Raw genomic sequence first — 18,219 nt, 5'->3', positions numbered from 1 at the left:
GGCTGTCAACAACAAGAAGGAGCCATTGTGGCCGCCAGTCAAGAAGAAATCATCGCCGGTCTCGCCGAGATCATCGAAGAGGTCACCGGCATCGAGCCGTCTGAGGTGACCCCCGAGAAGAGCTTCGTCGACGACCTGGACATCGACTCGCTGTCGATGGTCGAGATCGCCGTGCAGACCGAGGACAAGTACGGCGTGAAGATCCCCGACGAGGATCTGGCCGGCCTGCGCACCGTCGGTGACGTGGTCTCCTACATCCAGAAGCTCGAAGAAGAGAACCCCGAGGCCGCCGCCGCCCTGCGCGAGAAGTTTGGCTCGGAATGACAAAACCTTCCACTGCTAACGGAGGCTTCCCGAACGTCGTGGTGACTGCCGTGGAGGCCACCACGGCGCTCGCTGCTGACATCGAGAGCACGTGGAAGGGCCTCCTGGCCGGAGAAAGCGGCATCCGTGAGTTGACCGACGACTTCGTCACCAAGTGGGACCTTCCGGTGCGTATCGGTGGTCACCTCGTCGACGACATCGACAGTCACCTCACCCGCATCGAGTTGCGCCGTAATTCCTACGTGCAGCGCATGTCTCTGGTGCTGGCCCGCCGGCTATGGAAGAACGCTGGTGCGCCCGAGGTCGATGCTGATCGTTTCGCGGTCGTGATCGGCACCGGTCTCGGCGGCGGCGAGAAGATCGTCGAGACCTACGACGCGATGAACGAGGGCGGGATCCGCAAGGTCAGCCCGCTCGCCGTTCAGATGATCATGCCCAACGGTGCGGCCGCGGTCGCCGGCCTGGAGCTGGGCGCCCGTGCCGGGGTCATCACCCCGGTGTCGGCGTGCTCGTCGGGCTCTGAGGCCATCGCCCACGGCTGGCGTCAGATCGTGATGGGTGACGCGGACTTCGCCGTGGTCGGCGGCGTGGAAGGCGGTATCGAGGCCCTGCCGATCGCAGCGTTCTCGATGATGCGCGCCATGTCGACCCGCAACGACGATCCCGCGGGTGCGTCCAGGCCGTTCGACAAGGATCGCGATGGCTTCGTGTTCGGCGAGGCCGGCGCGATGATGATCATCGAGACCGAGGAGCATGCCCTGGCTCGTGGCGCCAAGCCGCTGGCCCGCCTGATGGGTGCCGGCATCACCTCGGACGCCTTCCACATGGTCGCTCCGGCGGACAACGGCGTTCGCGCCGGTGCCGCGATGAAGCGGGCTCTGGAAACGGCCGGGCTGGATGCCAAGGACATCGACCATGTCAATGCCCACGGCACGGCCACCCCGATCGGTGATACTGCCGAAGCCAATGCCATCCGGGTTGCCGGATGTCAGAACGCTGCGGTGTACGCGCCGAAGTCGGCCCTCGGTCACTCGATCGGTGCCGTCGGTGCCCTCGAGTCGGTGTTGACGGTGCTCGCCTTGCGGGACGGGGTGATCCCCCCGACGCTGAACTACGAGACACCGGATCCCGAGATCGATCTCGATGTGGTTGCGGGCGAGCCTCGTTATGGCGACTACAAGTACGCCATCAACAACTCGTTCGGGTTCGGTGGCCACAATGTGGCTCTGGCCTTTGGGAAGTACTGAGGACGGGCAGACGTCCGGTAGGTAACCCCGAGGGTAAAACCGAGGGAATGCACGGAAGGAAGAACTCCGTAAATATGGCGGGATTGTCCACCGGGAATGGTTTTCCCAATGTGGTTGTCACCGGCGTAGCCATGTCAACGGCGCTGGCAACCGATGCTGAAAGCACTTGGAAGAAGCTGCTCGACGGGCAGAGTGGCATCCGCACTCTCACCGATTCGTTCGTCGAGGAGTACGACCTACCGGTTCGCATCGGTGGTCATCTCCTGGAGGACTTCGATCACGAGTTGTCGCGGGTAGAACTGCGCCGACTGTCATATTTGCAGAAGATGTCGACGGTGATCGGCCGCCGGGTCTGGGCCAACGCTGGCTCCCCGGAGGTCGATACCCGACGGCTCATGGTGTCGATCGGCACGGGCATGGGCTCCTCCGAGGAGCTGGTGTTCGCCTACGACGGCATGCGGACCAAGGGATTGCGCGCTGTGTCGCCGTTGGTGGTGCAGATGTACATGCCCAACGGTGCGGCGGCGGCCGTCGGGCTGGATCGCAAGGCCAAGGCCGGGGTGTCCACCTCGATCTCGGCCTGCGCTTCGGGGTCCGAGGCGATCGCCAACGCCTGGCGCCAGATCGTGCTCGGCGAAGCCGATATTGCGATCTGCGGTGGTGTCGAGACCAAGATCGAAGCAGTGCCGATCGCCGGCTTCGCTCAGATGCGCATCGTGCTGTCCAATACCAACGATGATCCGGCAGGTGCCTGTCGGCCGTTCGACAAGGACCGCAACGGCTTTGTGTTCGGCGAGGGCGGCGCCCTCATGGTCATCGAGACCGAGGAGCACGCCAAAGCGCGTGGCGCCAACATCCTCGGCCGCCTCATGGGGGCGAGCGTGACCTCCGACGGCTACCACATCGTGGCGCCGGACCCCAACGGTGAGCAGGCCGGTTATGCCATGACCCGGGCCATCCAGTTGGCGGGTCTGCAGCCCTCAGACATCGACCACATCAACGCGCATGCCACCGGCACCAGCGTCGGCGATGTGGCCGAGGGGAAAGCAATCAACAATGCGATGGGCGGCCACGTGCCCGCGGTCTACGCGCCCAAGTCCGCGCTCGGCCATTCGGTCGGTGCGGTCGGTGCGGTGGAGTCCATCCTGACGGTTTTGGCGCTGCGAGACGGCGTCATTCCTCCGACGCTCAACTTGCGCAACCTCGATCCGGAGATCGATCTGGACGTGGTGGCCGGTGAGCCGCGACAAGGCGACTTCAAGTACGCCATCAACAATTCGTTCGGATTCGGTGGGCACAACGTCGCGCTCGCCTTCGGAAAGTACTGAGAACCCAAACTACGGCGCCCCAGAGCTTTCCACTAAAGGAGACCTACATGACGATCATGGCCCCCGAAACCGCTGCCGAGTCGCTCGACCCCCGCGACCCGCTGCTGCGCTTGCAGACCTTCTTCGATGACGGCAGCGTCGAGCTGCTGCACGAGCGGGACCGCTCGGGCGTGCTGGCGGCGGCCGGCACGGTCAACGGTGTTCGCACGGTGGCGTTCTGCACCGATGGCACCGTGATGGGCGGCGCCATGGGCATCGAGGGCTGCGCCCACATCGTCAACGCCTACGACACCGCGATCGAGGAGCAGAGCCCGATCGTCGGCATCTGGCACTCGGGTGGTGCGCGGCTGGCCGAGGGCGTCAAGGCGCTGCACGCGGTCGGCCTGGTCTTCGAGGCGATGATCCGGGCCTCGGGTTACATCCCGCAGATCTCTGTGGTCGTCGGATTCGCCGCGGGCGGTGCGGCTTACGGCCCCGCCCTGACCGATGTGATCATCATGGCCCCGGACAGCAAGGTGTTCGTCACCGGTCCGGACGTGGTGCGCAGCGTCACCGGCGAGGACGTCGACATGGTGTCGCTCGGCGGCCCCGACGCCCACCACAAGAAGTCCGGTGTGTGCCACATCGTCGCCGACGACGAGCTCGATGCCTACGAGCGCGGCCGCCGTCTGGTCGGATTGTTCAGCCAGCAGGGTCATTTCGATCGCAACAAGGCCGAGGCCGGCGACACCGACCTGGCCGCGCTGATGCCCGAATCGGCTCGCCGCGCCTACGACGTGCACCCGATCATCGAGGCTCTGCTCGACGAGGGTGTGCCGTTCGAGGAGTTCCAGGCCAAGTGGGCCCCGTCGATCGTGGTCGGCCTCGGTCGCCTGGCCGGCCGGTCTGTCGGCGTCATCGCCAACAACCCGCTGCGTCTCGGCGGCTGCCTGAACTCTGAAAGCGCCGAGAAGTCGGCCCGTTTCGTGCGGCTCTGCGATGCCTTCGGCATTCCGCTGGTGGTCGTCGTCGACGTTCCGGGCTACCTGCCCGGCGTGGATCAGGAATGGGGCGGCGTGGTCCGTCGCGGCGCCAAGTTGCTGCACGCCTTCGGCGAGTCCTCGGTCCCCCGCGTCACCCTGGTGACCCGCAAGATCTACGGCGGCGCCTACATCGCGATGAACTCGCGGTCGCTCAACGCCACCAAGGTGTTCGCCTGGCCGGACGCCGAGGTGGCCGTGATGGGCGCCAAGGCCGCCGTCGGCATCCTGCACAAGCGCAAGCTGGCGGCAGTCGAGGATGCCGCGGAGCGGGATGCCCTGCACGAAGAGCTCGCCATCGAGCACGAGCGCATCGCCGGCGGTGTGGATTCGGCGATCGAGATCGGCGTGGTCGACGAGAAGATCGACCCGGCCCACACCCGCAGCAAGTTGACGCAGGCGCTGGCCGAGGCCCCGCACCGGCGCGGCCGCCACAAGAACATCCCGCTGTAACTCTTCAGCTGGCGCGAATGGCCAGTTATTGCACATTTCAGGCGAAACGCCGTGCAATAACTGGCCATTCGGCGTTTCAGCGGGTGGTGTAGCCGCCGTTGGCGAAGATGGTCTGCCCGTTGATCCAGTGGCCCTCGCCGGCCAGGAACACGACCAGCGGGGCGATATCGGTGATCTCGGTCAGCCGGTTGCCCATCGCCTGCGACTTGTGGAATTCGACCCGCTCCGGGGTCTCCTGCGGGTAGAAGAACGGCGTGTCCATCGGGCCGGGGGCGACGTTGTTGACGTTGATGCCGCGGACGCCGAATTCCTTGGAGGCGGCCCGGGTGAAGTGTTCGACGGGACTCTTGGAGCCCGCGTAGGTCGAGTACCCGTCGGTGTAGGCCGCCAGCAACGCGGTGACGATGGTGACCACCGAACCGTTGTCGTTCAGCCGCTTGCCTGCCTGTTGCAGAAAGAAGTAGGCCGCCTTGGCGTTGATGTCGAACATCGAATCATATTCGGCCTCAGTGGTTTCCACGAACGGCTTCCGCAGTACCTTACCGACGGTGTTGATCGCGATGTCCACACTGCCGAAGGCGTCGATGGCCGTGTCGAAGAGTTTCTCAACATTGGCCGGCACCGTCAGGTCGCCCTGCACCTTGACCGCCTTCACCCCGGCGGCCTGTACTGCCGCCACCGTCTTGTCGGCGTCGGCCTCGCTGGAGGCACTGTTGTAGTGAACCGCGACGTTGACACCCCTCGAAGCCAACGTCGCACTGATCAGACCACCCAGGTTTTTCGCACCCGCGGCAACAATTGCAGACTTTCCCTCTAGTTTGCTCATGGCCTCGACGCTAGTCAGACCATCAACAAATGAAAAACGCAAAATTCCGACGTTTTCACAAGCATTGCTTGTCGATAGAGTGGGGTGGTGTCAGCACATCTCCCCGATCTGCGCCGGCTTCGCCACTTCGTCGCAGTCGCCGAGGCAGGCAGCTTCACCTCCGCGGCAGCAACACTGCACCTGAGCCAGCAAGCTTTGAGCAGCTCGGTACAGCAGCTGGAAAAGGAGTTGGCAGCAGCACTTTTCGTGCGTGTCGGCCGCCGTGTCGCCCTGACCAGGGCGGGCGATCTGTTGCTCGAGGAGGGACGTACGTTGCTGGCCGCGGCACGCACTCTGGCCCAGCACGTCGAACGGACGGCCACCGGCGCCGAGGAGAACTACGTCGTCGGCCACACGCCCGCTCTGAGCGGAAGCGAGGTGTACGAAATCATGGAATCCGCCATCGAAGAGTTCGCCGAGACGTCGTTCACGTTCCGTCAGCTCTACCCCGACCAGTTGACCGACGGCGTGCTCGACGGCACCGTTCAACTCGGGTTGCGCCGCGGCGTGGTGCCCACCAACGTGCTGTCGACCGCGGTGGTCGGGTATCACCGGGTACGGCTGGCTGTGCCGGCCACCCACCGGCTGGCCACGCGCGACGTGGTCGACATCCGGGATCTCGCTCACGAACGGCTGGCGCTGTGGGCGCCGCCCGGCAGCTCCTACTACAGCGACTTCCTGTTGAGCGCCTGCCGCCGCGCCGGGTTCGAACCGGACTACGTGGTCAGCCGGGTGCAGGGCTCGGCCACGGTTACCGCTCCCCTGACCACGGGCGCGATCGCATTCGTCACCGCCCCTGCCGGTTCCGTGATGGGCGGCCGCGTGGCGGTGATCGATCTGGAACCGGAGCTCCTGGTGGGTGCCCAGGCGATGTGGCAACGCCACACGAGTTCAGCGGTGCGCGATGCGCTGCTGGCCCAGTCGTAGCCAGACCAGAGTCCTCAGCGCCGACTACTCGACTTCCCCGAATTCAGCGATCATCTCGGCGGCCACGCCGGCGGCACGGTCCCCGTCGGCGCTGACCAGCCCGATACGCGTGCGCCGGTCCAGGATGTCGTCGGCACTCAGCGCGCCCTCGTGGGTGACGGCGTACTCGAATTCGGCACGGATGACGTCGATTCCCTCGGCCACCGGTTCGGTGGGTCGGGCGCACCGCGCCCGTGCGATCACGTTGGGCGCCTCGGCCCCGTACCGGGCGACCAGCGAGGACGGCAATGCGTGTTCGGATCGCAGGGTGGACACCGGATTGGCCGGTGCGCCGACGAGCGGCAGGTTGGCGGTGCGGCAACCCGAGGCGGTGAGCCCGCGCAGCGTTAAGGCCCGGTCGAGCACATCCTGGGCCATGTAGCGGTATTCGGTGAGCTTCCCGCCGATGATGCTGATCACCCCGCTCGCCGACTCCACCACCGCGTGCTCGCGGGACACGTCGGCCGTATTGCCCTGCCCGGTATCGATCAGCGGCCGCAGCCCGGCATACGCGCCCCGCACGTCCTCGGTGGTCAGGTCGGTGGCCAGCGCGGTGTTGACGGTGTCCAACAGGAAACGAATCTCAGCCGGAGTGGGTTGCGGCACATCGGGTATGGGCCCCGGGGCATCTTCGTCCGTGAGCCCCAGGTAGACCCGGCCGAGCTGTTCAGGCATGGCGAAGACGAACCGGTTCAACTCCCCCGGTATCGGAATGGTCAGGGCCGCGGTGGGATTGCCGAACGCGGCGGCATCGAACACCAGATGTGTTCCGCGACTGGGCCGCAGCGTGAGCGCCTGGTCGAGATCGCCGGCCCATACACCGGCGGCGTTGATCACCATCCGCGCGGTCGCGTCGAAGGAATCGCCGGTCAGTTCGTCGGTCAGGCGTACCGAGGTCGCGCCGGCGGCGCCTGCCGACACCCTCGTCAGGATGCGGGCCCCGTGCTGCGCGGCGGTGCGGGCGACCGCGGTCACCAGGCGGGCGTCGTCGATGAGCTGGCCGTCATACGCCAGGTAGCCGCCGTCGAGGCCCTCGGTACGCACGGTCGGCGCCAGTTCGGCGGCCCGGCGGGCGTCCACCCGGCGTGAGCGTGGCAGGGTCGACGCGCTGGTCCCGGCGAGCCTGCGCAGGCCGTCGCCGGCCACGAATCCGGTGCGCACCAACGCACGTGACCCGCGACCCATCGACGGCAGCAGCGGCACCAGCTGCGGCATGGCCTTGACGAGATGAGGTGCGTTGCGGGTCATCAGGATTCCGCGTTCGATGGCACTGCGGCGGGCGATCCCGATGTTGCCGGTGGCCAGGTAGCGCAGTCCGCCGTGCACGAGTTTCGAGCTCCACCGACTGGTCCCGAAGGCCAGATCGTGCTTTTCGACCAATACCACGCTCAGACCCCGCGTGGCGGCGTCCAGGGCGATGCCCGCACCGGTGATCCCACCACCGATCACGATGACGTCGACCTGCTCGCCGTCGGCGAGTGCTGCCAATTCGGTTGTGCGCCTTGCGTGGTTGAGCGCCGTCGGGCCGGTCATCATGCCAGGTATCCATTCAGTGCGTGGGTGAGCTCCACCGCCAGGGCGTCGGCGTCGAGGATGGGCTCGACCATCTGTGCGGACTGGATCGCCGACTGGGTGATCAGCAGGCACATGGTCGCCAGCTGACGGGGATCACCTGCCCGGACCCGGTTGGGTACCGAGCTCACCTCCTGGGCGAGCTTGAGTTCCCCGGCCAGTGCATCGATCAGGATCTGCTGGCTGGTGCCCAGCCGCTCGGCGATGTAGACCATGGCAACCTCCGGCGCCGAGTGCAGCACCGCCATGATCACCTCGTCGTGACGCAGCCGCGTGGCCACCGTCACGATGCGGTCGACCAGCGCCGCCCGGCCGGGGCCGCCCACCTCGGTCGTATCGAGGACTCCGACGACCCGCGCGGTGAGCAGCGCAGCCAGGATTGACTGGGTGTCGGGGAAACGCCGGTACACGGTCGGGCGGGAGACCCCGGCCCGGCGGGCGATCTCGGCCAGGGTCACCCGGTCCACGCCGAAGGCCAGCACGCAGCTCGCGGCGGCATCCAAGATCTGGTCGCTCAGCGATCCCTCGTTACTGATTGACATCATGTGTAATACTGTAACGCATGACTCAGCCGGCCGAACAGTTTCTGCCTCCGATGAAATGGAATGCCTGGGGCGATCCGGACGCGGCCAAGCCGCTGTCCGAAGGGATCCGCTCCCTGCTGCAACAGGCGCTGGGCGTCGACGCGGCTCCGGCGGCAGAGCCGACACCCGAGCAGGCGCAGTTGCAGCCGTCGGCCCTGTCCGATGGCGATCGTGAGGCCCTCGCCGCCATCGTCGGCTTACCACACTGCGGCACCGACACCATGTCACGGCTACTGCACGCCGGAGGCAAGTCGACGTTGGACCTGTTGCGCCGCAATGGTTCCGGTGTCCAGGATGCGCCCGACGCGGTCCTGCTGCCGGATACTGACGACGAGGTCGCCGCGATCCTGACCTACTGTTCCGAACACAGCATCGCGGTCGTCCCGTTCGGCGGGGGGACCAGCGTGGTGGGCGGCCTCGATCCGTTGCGCGGCGACTTCGCCGCGGTCGTGGCGCTCGATCTGCGCCGGTTCGACGCGCTGCACAGCCTCGACGAGGTGAGCGGCGAGGCCGAACTGGGTGCAGGCGTCACCGGACCGCAGGCCGAGGCCCTGCTCGGCGCACACGGCTTCTCGCTGGGCCACTTTCCGCAGAGCTTTCAGTTCGCCACCATCGGCGGGTTCGCCGCCACCCGGTCCTCCGGCCAGGATTCAGCCGGCTACGGACGTTTCGACGACATGGTCCGCGGCCTCCGCGCGGTGACCCCGGCAGGGACGCTCGAGCTCGGCCGCGCCCCGGCCTCGGCGGCCGGCCCGGATCTGCGCCAGCTGATCCTCGGTTCGGAAGGGGTGTTCGGTGTCATCACCCGGGTCCGGGTTCGCGTGCACCCGGTACCCGAGACCACGCGCTACGAAGCCTGGTCCTTCCCGGATTTCGCGACCGGCGCCGAGGCGCTGCGAGCGGTCATCCAGACCGGCACCGGACCGACAGTGATCCGGCTGTCCGATGAGGCCGAGACCGGGGTGAACCTGGCCACCACCGACAGCATCGGCGAGCAGAGCATCACCGGGGGCTGCTTGGCCATCACGCTGTTCGAGGGCACCGCGGCGCACACCGAGAGCCGCCACGAGGAGACCCGCGCAGTCCTGGAAGCCCAGGGCGGCACGTCGCTGGGCGAGGCCCCGGCGCGAGGCTGGGAGCACGGCCGGTTCAACGCACCGTATCTGCGTGATTCACTGCTGGCCGCCGGTGCATTGTGCGAAACACTGGAGACCGCCACCACGTGGTCCAACCTGGGCACGCTGAAGGCCGCGGTCACCGAGGCCCTCACCACCGCGCTCGCCGAATCCGGCACGCCGGCACTGGTGATGTGCCACATTTCGCATGTGTACCCCACTGGCGCCTCGCTCTACTTCACGGTCGTCGCCGCCCAGCGCGGCAACCCGATCGAGCAGTGGCAGGCCGCGAAGACCGCGGCCTCCGAAGCGATGGTGCGCAACGGCGGCACCATCACCCACCACCATGCCGTCGGCGCGGACCACCGCCCGTGGATGCGGGACGAGATCGGAGACCTCGGCGCCCAGGTGTTGCGCGCTGTCAAGGCCACATTGGATCCGGCAGGAATCCTCAACCCGGGCAAGCTGATTCCGTGAATCGGGTCACGGTTCTGACCAATCCCCTGTCGGGACATGGCAATGCGCCGCATGCGGCCGAGCGGGCGGTAGCGCAGCTCCAGCGGCGCGGCATCGACGTGTGCGCCATCGTCGGGACCGACGCCGCGCACGCCCGCCGCCTGGTCGACGAGGCACTCGACCGCGGCACCGACGCCCTCGTGGTCGTCGGAGGCGACGGGGTGATCTCGCTGGCCCTGCAGGCGCTGGCCACCGGCGATATCCCACTGGGCATCGTCCCGGCCGGGACGGGTAATGACCACGCACGCGAATATCGTTTGCCGACAGGCGATCCCGAGGCCGCGGCCGACGTCATCGCCGACGGCCACACCGAGACGGTCGACCTCGGTCACATCGAGGATTCCGCCGGCACGGTCAAGTGGTTCGGCACCGTGATGGCCGCCGGGTTCGATTCGCTGGTCAGCGACCGAACCAACCGGATGCGGTGGCCGCACGGCCGGATGCGCTACAACGTGGCGATGGTCGCGGAGATCTCGAAGCTACGGTTGCTGCCGTTCCGGCTCACGTTCGACGACGGCCCGGAGATCCGCACCGACCTCACCCTGGCGGCGTTCGGCAACACCCGCAGTTACGGCGGCGGCATGTTGATCTGCCCGGGGGCCGACCATTCGGACGGACTGCTCGACGTCACGATGATCACGTCGGCATCCCGCACCAGATTGATCCGCTTGTTCCCCACGGTTTTCAAGGGCACCCACGTCGATCTCGACGAGGTGACCACCAAGCGGGCCAAGATGATCCACGTGGAATGCCCAGGGATAAACGCTTACGCCGACGGGGATTACGCAGCCCCGTTGCCGGTCACGGTGTCCGCGGTGCCGGCCGCACTGCGCTTACTGGCGCCCAAGCAATCCTGAATGAACTCGACCATGCAGTCGCGGGCCTCCCGGCTCTCCGGCAGAAACGGCAGGAACGCCGGGAAAGCGTGGAGCTGACCGGGCCAGACCTTGAGCGCGCACGACCGCCCCGCATCGGTCAGCACTTCATGCATGCGTTCGGCATCGCAACGCAGTGCCTCCGATTCCGCCGCGATGATCAGGCTGGGCGGGAAATCGGTGAGCACTCCGTTGACCGGTGACAGGGCATGACCGTCCGACTCCTTGGGGCCGACGCATTCGACGATCATCGGCAGGGCAAGTCCGATTCCCATCCTGTCCTCGGCGAAGTTGGGATGGCCGGAGCGGCGTTCTCCGTCGAGTTCGAGCAGCGGGCTGACCCCGATGACGCCCGCGGGCGTACCGACGTTGTGCGCCTGGGCAGCGAGAACGGTTGCGAATGCGAGGAATCCACCTGCCGAGTCACCTGCCACGATGGTGTTGGCCGGCTCCGCGCCCTGGTCCAACATCCAGCGGTAGACGCGCAGGCAGTCCGTGACGGACTCGTCGACGGTCACATCAGGGTGCTGCCGATACTCGACGTGCACCACGGGAAGTTGGGTTCGCCGGGCAAGTGCGACCACGACGTGCTGGTGGGTGTCGAAGCCGCCGAGAAAGAATCCTCCGCCGTGCAGATAGAGGATGGCGCCGTCAGACAGGGGGCGGTGAGCAGCTTCGGCGGTGCGGATGGTCTCCACGGTGACGCGCCCCAGCGTGATCCGGCTGACCCGCAGCCCTCGCTTCGGGCGCAGTCGCTGGAGCCGCGCGAACGCATTGATGCGACGACCGATTGCCGCGAGACGATCCTCGGCAGATCGACTCCCTTGATAGGCGACGGATCGACGTACCTGGACGAGGAGGGTTCGGCGGGCGATGCCGTAGCACGCCCGGGATCTGCGACTCGGGCGTCGGGTCGACAGTGCGGCGGCCGGTAATACCATCCAAACTCCTTCGGGTTACTTCGGCGATCCCAGGGCGGCAAGCAGTTTCACCAGGTGTCCGAATGCGTCGGTGAACGGCCGTGCCGGCACCGAGGGATCGATGGCCCGCTGGATACCGAGGCCGATCCCGGCGCTGAGCAGCAGACTGCCGAGATCCTCGAGGCTCGCTGCCACGTCGCTGTTCACCAATTGCGTTTCGGTGAGGCCCAACTCGGCAGACATCGACCTGACTACGTCGATGACCATCTGCGCGGCCTCGTTGCGCAACGCCGTGATCATCTGGGCCAGCTCGGCATTGTTCCGCGACAGGACCGCGAATTCGAGTTCGAGCATGGTCCAGCCGACGTCGCCTGCGGTGCGCTCCAGCCAGGCGCTCAACGCCTCCACGCGGGTGTCCAACTCGGCATCTGATATCGCGAGCTCGGCCATCTCGGCGAACTTCTCGCGATGGATCAGCTCGAGGACGTCGCGGCAGAGGTTGGGTTTACTGCCGAAGTTGGAGTACACGGCGCCCTTGGAGAAGCCCGCGTCGTCGGCGATGTCTTCGAGGCTCGTGGCGGCATACCCGTGGCTCAGGAAGCGCTTTTTGGCGGCCTGCAACAGCTCGGCCCGCGTCTGTTCCTGGCGTTGAGCCCTGGTCAGCCGCGGCATGCGCTGATGATAGAGCGCAGGAGACTTCGGGTATTGATTTAACTCAAAGTATTCAGATACCGTCAGTATCCGAACGGTCGTGAAGCGACTTCAGGGGAGGCATGACGTGCGGTTTTCACAGCGGCAAGCGCCGGTGGACGGCGCGGTGGTGATCATCACCGGTGGGGCGCGGGGCATCGGCGCCAAGACAGCAGAGCTGTTCTCGGCCCGTGGCGCCACGGTATGGATCGGAGATGTCGACGGCGATGTGGCCGCGACGACCGTGGCCGGTATCCCCGGCTGCCGGGCGGCCTACCTCGACGTCACGCAGCGGTCGTCGTGGGAGGGTTTCGTCTCCGACGTCATCAGGGAATCGGGCCGCGTCGACATCCTGGTCAACAACGCCGGGGTCATGCCCCTCGGAGCCTTCGATGCCGAACCGGAGTCCACCACTGACCTGATCCTCGACGTCAACGTTCGTGGCGTCCTCAACGGCATGCGCGCCGTGGTCCCGTCGATGGTGGCCCGCGGTCGCGGTCACGTCGTCAATGTCGCGTCGATGGCGGGCATGATCCCGATCCCCGGCATGGTGACCTACAACGCCAGCAAGTTCGCCGCACTCGGCGCGTCATTGGCCGCACGGCGCGAGTACGCGGGCACCGGGGTCACCGTGTCGGCAGTGCTGCCGTCGGCGGTTCGAACCGAACTCACCTCGGGCGTACAGCTCGGCAACGGCCTTCCCACAGTGGATCCCGATGACGTCGCGCGCACGATCCTCAAGACTGTCCGCACTCACGCCGCCCGCACGTCGGTGCCGGGTTGGGTCGCTCCCGGATGGGCCCTGGTGGACGCGTTGGTACCCGAAGCGCTCCAGAGCGCGGTGCGTGCCAGGATCGACGACCGTCGCGCTCTGACCGCCCTCGACGCGCGCGGCCGATCCAGCTACCAGCAGCGTCTCGACCGGCAGTCGAAAGCACATGCCGCACAGTCCGATTCCGAGGTGACACCATGACCAAGGCACTGGCGATCGGCTGCGGTGGGACCATCGGAGGGGCGTGGACAGTCGCGGCGCTGCATGCACTGGCCGAAGCAACCGGATGGGATCCGCGCGACGCTGCCGTGCTGCAGGGCACCTCGGCAGGAGCCGAGCTTGTCACGATGCTCGGCGGCGGTGCCACGGTGGACGATCTGATCTCGATGCAGCGCGGCACCTCTACCGATGAGCGCCTGCGTCGCCACATCGCGGACACACCACCCAGCCTGCCGCCGATTCCTGTGCCCCGCCTGCTCAACCCCCGGCTGCTCGTCAGCCAAAAGGGTCTCGCCGCCGCCACCGGTATCGCCCCTGTCGGTCGAGGCAACACCGACTGGTTGCAGCGCCTTGCCGACGGATTCTCCGAGGGCACAGGTTGGATGCGACACCCCGGTGCCCGGATGGTCGCGTTCGACTACCAGCGCGGCGAGCGGGTCGTCTTCGGAGCGCCAGGTGCGCCGCAGGCCACCGCAGGGGAAGCCCTACGCGCATCCTGGGCGGTCCCCGGCTGGATGCCACCGGTCTCGATCGACGGCAGGAACTTCGTCGACGGTGGCGCCGCCTCGACGGCATCGGTCGATCTGATCGGCCCCGAGGAAGCCGAGATCATCTGCGTGATCACTCCCATGGCCTCCGAACCGGGAACGCGCGCACCGGGACTCGGCGGAAGGCTGGAGCGCGGTCTGCTGCGCCGGCCGATGTCGGTGGGCCTGGACCGCGAAGTGGCGGCAGTGCGGGCGCGTGGCACGCAGGTCGTCCTCGTCCGGCCCGATGCGGCAGATCTCGCAGGCCTGGGTGCCCACTTCATGCGCCGTGACCGGCGGCAGTCGGCGTTCGAGGCATCGATGCTCACCGCACCCACCACCGTCCGGCGGGCGCTCGCCGTCAGCGAGGAGGCTCGATGAGCCGCGAAGTCCGCATCGTCATCATCGGCGCGGGGATGGCCGGAATCGCCACCGCCTACACACTTCAGCAAGCCGGATTCACGAATTTCACCATCCTGGAAAAAGGTTCGGACGTCGGCGGCGTCTGGCACTGGAACCGCTATCCGGGACTCACCTGTGACGTACCGTCGCAGATCTACCAGTTCTCGTTCGCACCGAAACCGGATTGGAGCCACATCTGGGCCACCGGTGAGGACATTCAGCGCTATCACCGCGATGTCATGGAACGGTTCGGACTCGACGCCCATCTGCGGTGCGACACCGAAGTCACCGAGGCGCGTTACGACAGCACCGCCACGGCATGGACACTCACGACGGCCGACGGCGACACCCTGACGGCCGACTTCGTCATCTGCGCCACCGGGGTGCTGCATCATCCGTCGATACCCGACATTCCCGGCATGGACACCTTCGGCGGGCAGATCGTGCACACCGCCCGGTGGGATCCGGAAGTGGAGACCGACGGTCGACGCATCGCCGTCATCGGTACGGGATCGACCGGCGTGCAGGTGGTTTCGGCGCTGCAACCCAAGGCCCGCACACTGTTGCACTTCGCCCGATCCCCGCAGTGGATCCTGTGGGCACCGATGTCGCTACGGCAGTCGTCGGTGCTCGCCAAGGTCCTGCATCGGCGGCCGGGATGGCACGACTTTCTCTTCCGACGTCTGCAGTGGGGATCCAACATCCTCGCCGACGTCGTCACCACGCCCTCGTGGCGGCGCAAGCTGGTGCAGTCCTACGCCCGGTGGAGCCTGGCCGCCCAGGTCCGTGACCGTACGCTCCGGGCCAAACTCACTCCGGACTATGAACCGCTGTGTAAACGGCAAGTGGTCTCGGGCACGTACTACCGCGCCATCAAGCGCCCCAACGCCAGCCTGGTCGACGATCCCATCCAGGAATTCACCCCGACGGGTATCCGCACCGCCGACGGCACGCACCACGACGTCGATGTCGCGGTGCTGGCCACAGGTTTCCAGGCACACAACTACATGCGACCGATGACCGTCGTGGGCCGCGACGGGATCACCATCGACGAGGCATGGGTCAAGGGCCCACGGGCGTACCGCATGACGACGATTCCCGGGTTTCCGAACCTGTTCACCGTGCTGGGCCCGAACTCACCGACGGGGTCGATCCCGCTGCAGTACTCGGCCGAGTGCACGGCCGGCTACATCGTGGCCTGGCTCAAGCGGTTTGAGAACGGCGAACTCTGCGAGGTCGAGGTCACCGAAGAGGCCACCGACGAGTTCAACGCCGCCGTCGCCGATGCGCTCGGGCCGACGGTCTGGAACACCGGATGCAATTCGTGGTACTTCACCGACGCCGGAACCATCGACCTGTGGCCGTTCGACCGGGCTACCCTCACGCGCATGTTGTCCGCGCCGGACCCCGCCCACTACCGGATCAGGTGACGGCGGGACTTCGCAGTGCCGCCCCACTCTCGGCGAATCGGCGTGTTTGCCCGACACCGTGAACGGCACGCGGTACGTTTCGTCTGGGTCGGGGTTCTGAGTGGAGTGGACTGGTACGGAGCGTCATGGAATCGACCAAATACATCGGCCGCGTCGGCGCGCTGGCCGTTGCTCTCGGCATCGGCACAGCATTGACTTCCGGGACCGGAATCGCCTGGGCCGACGGCGGGTCCGGTGATCCCGGCAAATCGACGACGGGCAGCTCCGACGGTTCCACCCCAAGCTCGGGGACAAAGAAGAACCCGAGCAAACCATCGACGATCAAGAAGCCGGCCACGACTCCGTCCGGCGCACTGTCGAAGATCGGCGAGCGGATCCGCAAGGACGTCGAGTCGGGACTGAATGATGTCAGCGACACGATCAAGCAAACGCAGAGCCGCCTGGACACCGCTCGCAGCCCGCTGAAAAACCGGACCACCAAGGCCCGGAGCAAGATTCAGGGCACACTCACCAATGTGCCCGAGACCGGCAACAAGGCCGACATCAGCACGAAGACAGACAGCACGCGGACCGCCGCGGACGCGGCGACGTCTGCACCGACGCTGAAGCGCGCGCAACGCCCCAACACCAACACGGTGGTGGTACGTCTGAACGAGGTTGCCGAGAACATCAACCAGCGCAATCACGACGTCGTCTCCGCCTTGGGCACCGAGGTCGCGAAGTTCGACATCCCCGCTATCCCCGACATCGTGCCGGAGAAGACCGTCGTCCCGGCTGCGCCGGCCACCGCATCCAAGGTCAGCGCACCTCCGGTTGTCTCGGCCCTGCTGAGCGTCGCGGGGCTGTCGCCGTTCGGTGCGGGTAGCAGCCCCGTCGCACCTGGTCAGTCCCCCGCTTTGTGGGCCATGATGGCTTGGACACGAAGGGAATTCGAGCGGTCGATCAATCCGGTCGCTTCGCGCGTGGTGTCGGCCAACGACGCCGCATCGGTGGTCGCCGAGGGCGAGATCCAGCCGATGGCGGCCGCCGCCCCCAATGCCGCGGTGCAGACCGATGACCTGACGCCCAAACCCCAGGTCCCGTCGTCATTGGCGAATTACACCTCCAAGCTCGGGTGGGTCACCGGCCCCGGCGTCACCGACCACTGGTACGTCGCGGGGACCGACCTGGGCATCATGTGGAACAGCGGCTACACCGACCCGGTGACCGGGAAACCGGTCATCTACACGCTGTTCGGCGATACCTACAGCGAGCCCGGCATGGCCGGCGACTGGCGCAACAACGTACTGTTTCGCACGATCGACACCGATCTGTCCGATGGTCTGCAATTCAACGGTGCGGTGATCAATGCCGGGGCGCAGTATCCAGGCGACCCCGGCGGGACTCATCAGTGGTACGGCACCGGGGGCGCCCCGGCCGGCGCCACGCAGATCATCTACGACCCGGGCGGCCTCAACGGACTGTTCGGCCAGACCTACACGATGATCCCGACGTCGGCCATCGCGATCGAAAACCCCGGCGCCGAGGGCGGTTACCGGCAGTACGCCACGGTGATGTCGGTCCGCACCTGGGACAACCCGGGCAGCTGGACCACGAACTACTCCGCGATCGCCTACTCCGACGACGGCGGCAAGACCTGGACCGTCGACCGCGACACCGTGCGCTCGTCGGGCTGGTTCCGAGCCGGACCGGCCTACGTCCCGGGCGACGAGCATTTCCAGCAGAATGCGCTGGTGATGTCGGACGACCCGACCGACCCGTACGTCTACGTGTACGGGACTCCTTCGGGCAGGCAGGGTTCGGCGTACGTGGCCCGGGTGCAGAAGGATCAGATCGGCAACCTGGATGCCTACGAGTACTTCTCGGGTGAGGATTCCAGCGGCGCCGGGCAGTGGGTGACGGGTGATCCGTCGGCGGCGGCTCCGGTGTTCGGCTCCAGCAGCACCGATTTCCTGCCGACGCTCTACAAGGTGGCGGACTTCTTCACCCTCGGGTTGTTCACCAAGATCGCCAACGGCATCTGGGTCGGCGGGCTGCCCACGGGCGGCAATGTCAGCGAGATGTCGGTGCAGTACAACGAGTATCTGGGCAAGTACGTCGTGCTCTACACCGATGGCGGCAACAACGTCGTGATGCGGGTGTCGGATTCACCGCAGGGTGAATGGTCGGATACGACGACGCTGGTGAACAACAACCTGACGTCCAACACCGGCATGTATGCGCCCATGGTCCACCCGATGTCGGGCACCGATTACTTCAACAAGGTCGACGCCAACGGCAATGTCGTGGAGGACAACTCGCAGTACCTGTACTACAACCTTTCCTACTGGGGTGACTACAACGTCCGGTTGATGCAGACCGACCTGTCCACGATGAAGACGGTCTCGGTGTAGCC

The 18,219-nt window shown here is 66.5% G+C and carries 16 protein-coding genes; 11 read left to right on the top strand and 5 right to left on the bottom strand.

Annotated elements, in window-relative coordinates; all coding sequences use genetic code 11:
• Positions 1-27: 27 nt before the first annotated feature.
• From acpM to AC4ELH_RS20335, 4 genes are all read left to right on the top strand, one after another.
• Complete coding sequence (gene acpM, locus AC4ELH_RS20350; protein WP_003884427.1) at positions 28-324, top strand: meromycolate extension acyl carrier protein AcpM; 297 nt, start codon at positions 28-30, stop codon at positions 322-324.
• Entirely contained in the window at positions 321-1,571 is a 1,251-nt protein-coding gene (gene kasA, locus AC4ELH_RS20345; RefSeq protein WP_448443302.1) for a 3-oxoacyl-ACP synthase KasA, read from the top strand. The genes acpM and kasA overlap by 4 nt, the downstream gene beginning before the upstream one ends.
• 74 nt (positions 1,572-1,645) lie before the next feature.
• Positions 1,646-2,899 (top strand): 3-oxoacyl-ACP synthase KasB, encoded by a 1,254-nt coding sequence (gene kasB / locus AC4ELH_RS20340; protein ID WP_448443304.1) that lies wholly within the window; start codon positions 1,646-1,648, stop codon positions 2,897-2,899.
• A gap of 47 nt (positions 2,900-2,946) precedes the next feature.
• On the top strand, positions 2,947-4,371 hold the full coding sequence (locus AC4ELH_RS20335) for an acyl-CoA carboxylase subunit beta (RefSeq protein WP_064878014.1): 1,425 nt from the start codon (positions 2,947-2,949) through the stop codon (positions 4,369-4,371).
• Positions 4,372-4,447: 76 nt separating this feature from the next.
• Here the strand turns inward: AC4ELH_RS20335 and AC4ELH_RS20330 are convergent, their stop codons facing one another.
• Positions 4,448-5,197 carry an SDR family oxidoreductase gene (locus tag AC4ELH_RS20330; RefSeq protein ID WP_498886297.1) on the bottom strand — a complete coding sequence of 250 codons (750 nt, stop codon included), beginning with the start codon at positions 5,195-5,197 and terminating at the stop codon, positions 4,448-4,450.
• Positions 5,198-5,284: 87 nt separating this feature from the next.
• Between AC4ELH_RS20330 and AC4ELH_RS20325 the strand changes: the two genes are divergently transcribed.
• The gene (locus AC4ELH_RS20325; RefSeq protein ID WP_498886295.1) at positions 5,285-6,163 is read left to right on the top strand and encodes a LysR family transcriptional regulator; all 879 of its coding nucleotides are present in this window, start codon (positions 5,285-5,287) and stop codon (positions 6,161-6,163) included.
• 24 nt (positions 6,164-6,187) lie between these two features.
• On the opposite strand, the gene AC4ELH_RS20320 is transcribed toward AC4ELH_RS20325, so the two are convergent.
• Positions 6,188-7,735: a glycerol-3-phosphate dehydrogenase/oxidase gene (locus AC4ELH_RS20320; RefSeq protein ID WP_498886391.1), complete on the bottom strand. Its 1,548-nt coding sequence runs from the start codon at positions 7,733-7,735 to the stop codon at positions 6,188-6,190.
• Positions 7,735-8,319, bottom strand: a complete 585-nt coding sequence (locus tag AC4ELH_RS20315) for a TetR/AcrR family transcriptional regulator (protein WP_064878020.1) — start codon at positions 8,317-8,319, stop codon at positions 7,735-7,737. Before AC4ELH_RS20315 ends, AC4ELH_RS20320 begins: the two co-directional genes overlap by 1 nt.
• Positions 8,320-8,369: 50 nt before the next feature.
• Between AC4ELH_RS20315 and AC4ELH_RS20310 the strand changes: the two genes are divergently transcribed.
• Positions 8,370-9,950, top strand: coding sequence for an FAD-binding oxidoreductase (locus AC4ELH_RS20310; protein ID WP_498886389.1), 1,581 nt, complete (start codon positions 8,370-8,372; stop codon positions 9,948-9,950).
• Entirely contained in the window at positions 9,947-10,846 is a 900-nt protein-coding gene (locus AC4ELH_RS20305; RefSeq protein ID WP_463804927.1) for a diacylglycerol kinase, read from the top strand. Before AC4ELH_RS20310 ends, AC4ELH_RS20305 begins: the two co-directional genes overlap by 4 nt.
• Here AC4ELH_RS20305 and AC4ELH_RS20300 read toward each other — a convergent pair.
• Positions 10,771-11,805, bottom strand: coding sequence for an alpha/beta hydrolase (locus AC4ELH_RS20300; protein ID WP_498886293.1), 1,035 nt, complete (start codon positions 11,803-11,805; stop codon positions 10,771-10,773). The genes AC4ELH_RS20305 and AC4ELH_RS20300 overlap by 76 nt on opposite strands.
• A 15-nt stretch (positions 11,806-11,820) precedes the next feature.
• On the bottom strand, positions 11,821-12,456 hold the full coding sequence (locus AC4ELH_RS20295; RefSeq protein ID WP_064878028.1) for a TetR/AcrR family transcriptional regulator: 636 nt from the start codon (positions 12,454-12,456) through the stop codon (positions 11,821-11,823).
• 106 nt (positions 12,457-12,562) lie between these two features.
• On the opposite strand from AC4ELH_RS20295, the gene AC4ELH_RS20290 reads away from it, so the two are divergent.
• The 4 genes from AC4ELH_RS20290 to AC4ELH_RS20275 all read left to right on the top strand — a co-directional run bounded on the left by AC4ELH_RS20290 (position 12,563) and on the right by AC4ELH_RS20275 (position 18,217).
• Positions 12,563-13,447, top strand: coding sequence for an SDR family oxidoreductase (locus tag AC4ELH_RS20290; RefSeq protein WP_448443318.1), 885 nt, complete (start codon positions 12,563-12,565; stop codon positions 13,445-13,447).
• Complete coding sequence (locus tag AC4ELH_RS20285) at positions 13,444-14,373, top strand: patatin-like phospholipase family protein (RefSeq protein ID WP_448443320.1); 930 nt, start codon at positions 13,444-13,446, stop codon at positions 14,371-14,373. Before AC4ELH_RS20290 ends, AC4ELH_RS20285 begins: the two co-directional genes overlap by 4 nt.
• Entirely contained in the window at positions 14,370-15,824 is a 1,455-nt protein-coding gene (locus AC4ELH_RS20280) for a flavin-containing monooxygenase (protein ID WP_448443322.1), read from the top strand. The genes AC4ELH_RS20285 and AC4ELH_RS20280 overlap by 4 nt, the downstream gene beginning before the upstream one ends.
• A 125-nt stretch (positions 15,825-15,949) precedes the next feature.
• Positions 15,950-18,217, top strand: a complete 2,268-nt coding sequence (locus AC4ELH_RS20275; RefSeq protein WP_498886289.1) for a glycoside hydrolase family 183 protein — start codon at positions 15,950-15,952, stop codon at positions 18,215-18,217.
• Positions 18,218-18,219: the final 2 nt, after the last annotated feature.

Source organism: Mycobacterium shunyiense, assembly GCF_058270075.1.
This window is presented reverse-complemented; position numbering and strand designations above follow the sequence as displayed.

What these genes read in the sequence shown, in the direction of transcription:
- kasA (WP_448443302.1), top strand. Translation starts at nt 321, where the DNA reads ATGACAAAACCTTCCACTGCTAACGGAGGCTTCCCGAACGTCGTGGTG.
- kasB (WP_448443304.1), top strand. Translation starts at nt 1,646, where the DNA reads ATGGCGGGATTGTCCACCGGGAATGGTTTTCCCAATGTGGTTGTCACC.
- AC4ELH_RS20335 (WP_064878014.1), top strand. Translation starts at nt 2,947, where the DNA reads ATGACGATCATGGCCCCCGAAACCGCTGCCGAGTCGCTCGACCCCCGC.
- AC4ELH_RS20330 (WP_498886297.1), bottom strand. Translation starts at nt 5,197, where the DNA reads ATGAGCAAACTAGAGGGAAAGTCTGCAATTGTTGCCGCGGGTGCGAAA.
- AC4ELH_RS20320 (WP_498886391.1), bottom strand. Translation starts at nt 7,735, where the DNA reads ATGACCGGCCCGACGGCGCTCAACCACGCAAGGCGCACAACCGAATTG.
- AC4ELH_RS20315 (WP_064878020.1), bottom strand. Translation starts at nt 8,319, where the DNA reads ATGATGTCAATCAGTAACGAGGGATCGCTGAGCGACCAGATCTTGGAT.
- AC4ELH_RS20310 (WP_498886389.1), top strand. Translation starts at nt 8,370, where the DNA reads ATGAAATGGAATGCCTGGGGCGATCCGGACGCGGCCAAGCCGCTGTCC.
- AC4ELH_RS20300 (WP_498886293.1), bottom strand. Translation starts at nt 11,805, where the DNA reads ATGGTATTACCGGCCGCCGCACTGTCGACCCGACGCCCGAGTCGCAGA.
- AC4ELH_RS20295 (WP_064878028.1), bottom strand. Translation starts at nt 12,456, where the DNA reads ATGCCGCGGCTGACCAGGGCTCAACGCCAGGAACAGACGCGGGCCGAG.
- AC4ELH_RS20285 (WP_448443320.1), top strand. Translation starts at nt 13,444, where the DNA reads ATGACCAAGGCACTGGCGATCGGCTGCGGTGGGACCATCGGAGGGGCG.
- AC4ELH_RS20280 (WP_448443322.1), top strand. Translation starts at nt 14,370, where the DNA reads ATGAGCCGCGAAGTCCGCATCGTCATCATCGGCGCGGGGATGGCCGGA.
- AC4ELH_RS20275 (WP_498886289.1), top strand. Translation starts at nt 15,950, where the DNA reads ATGGAATCGACCAAATACATCGGCCGCGTCGGCGCGCTGGCCGTTGCT.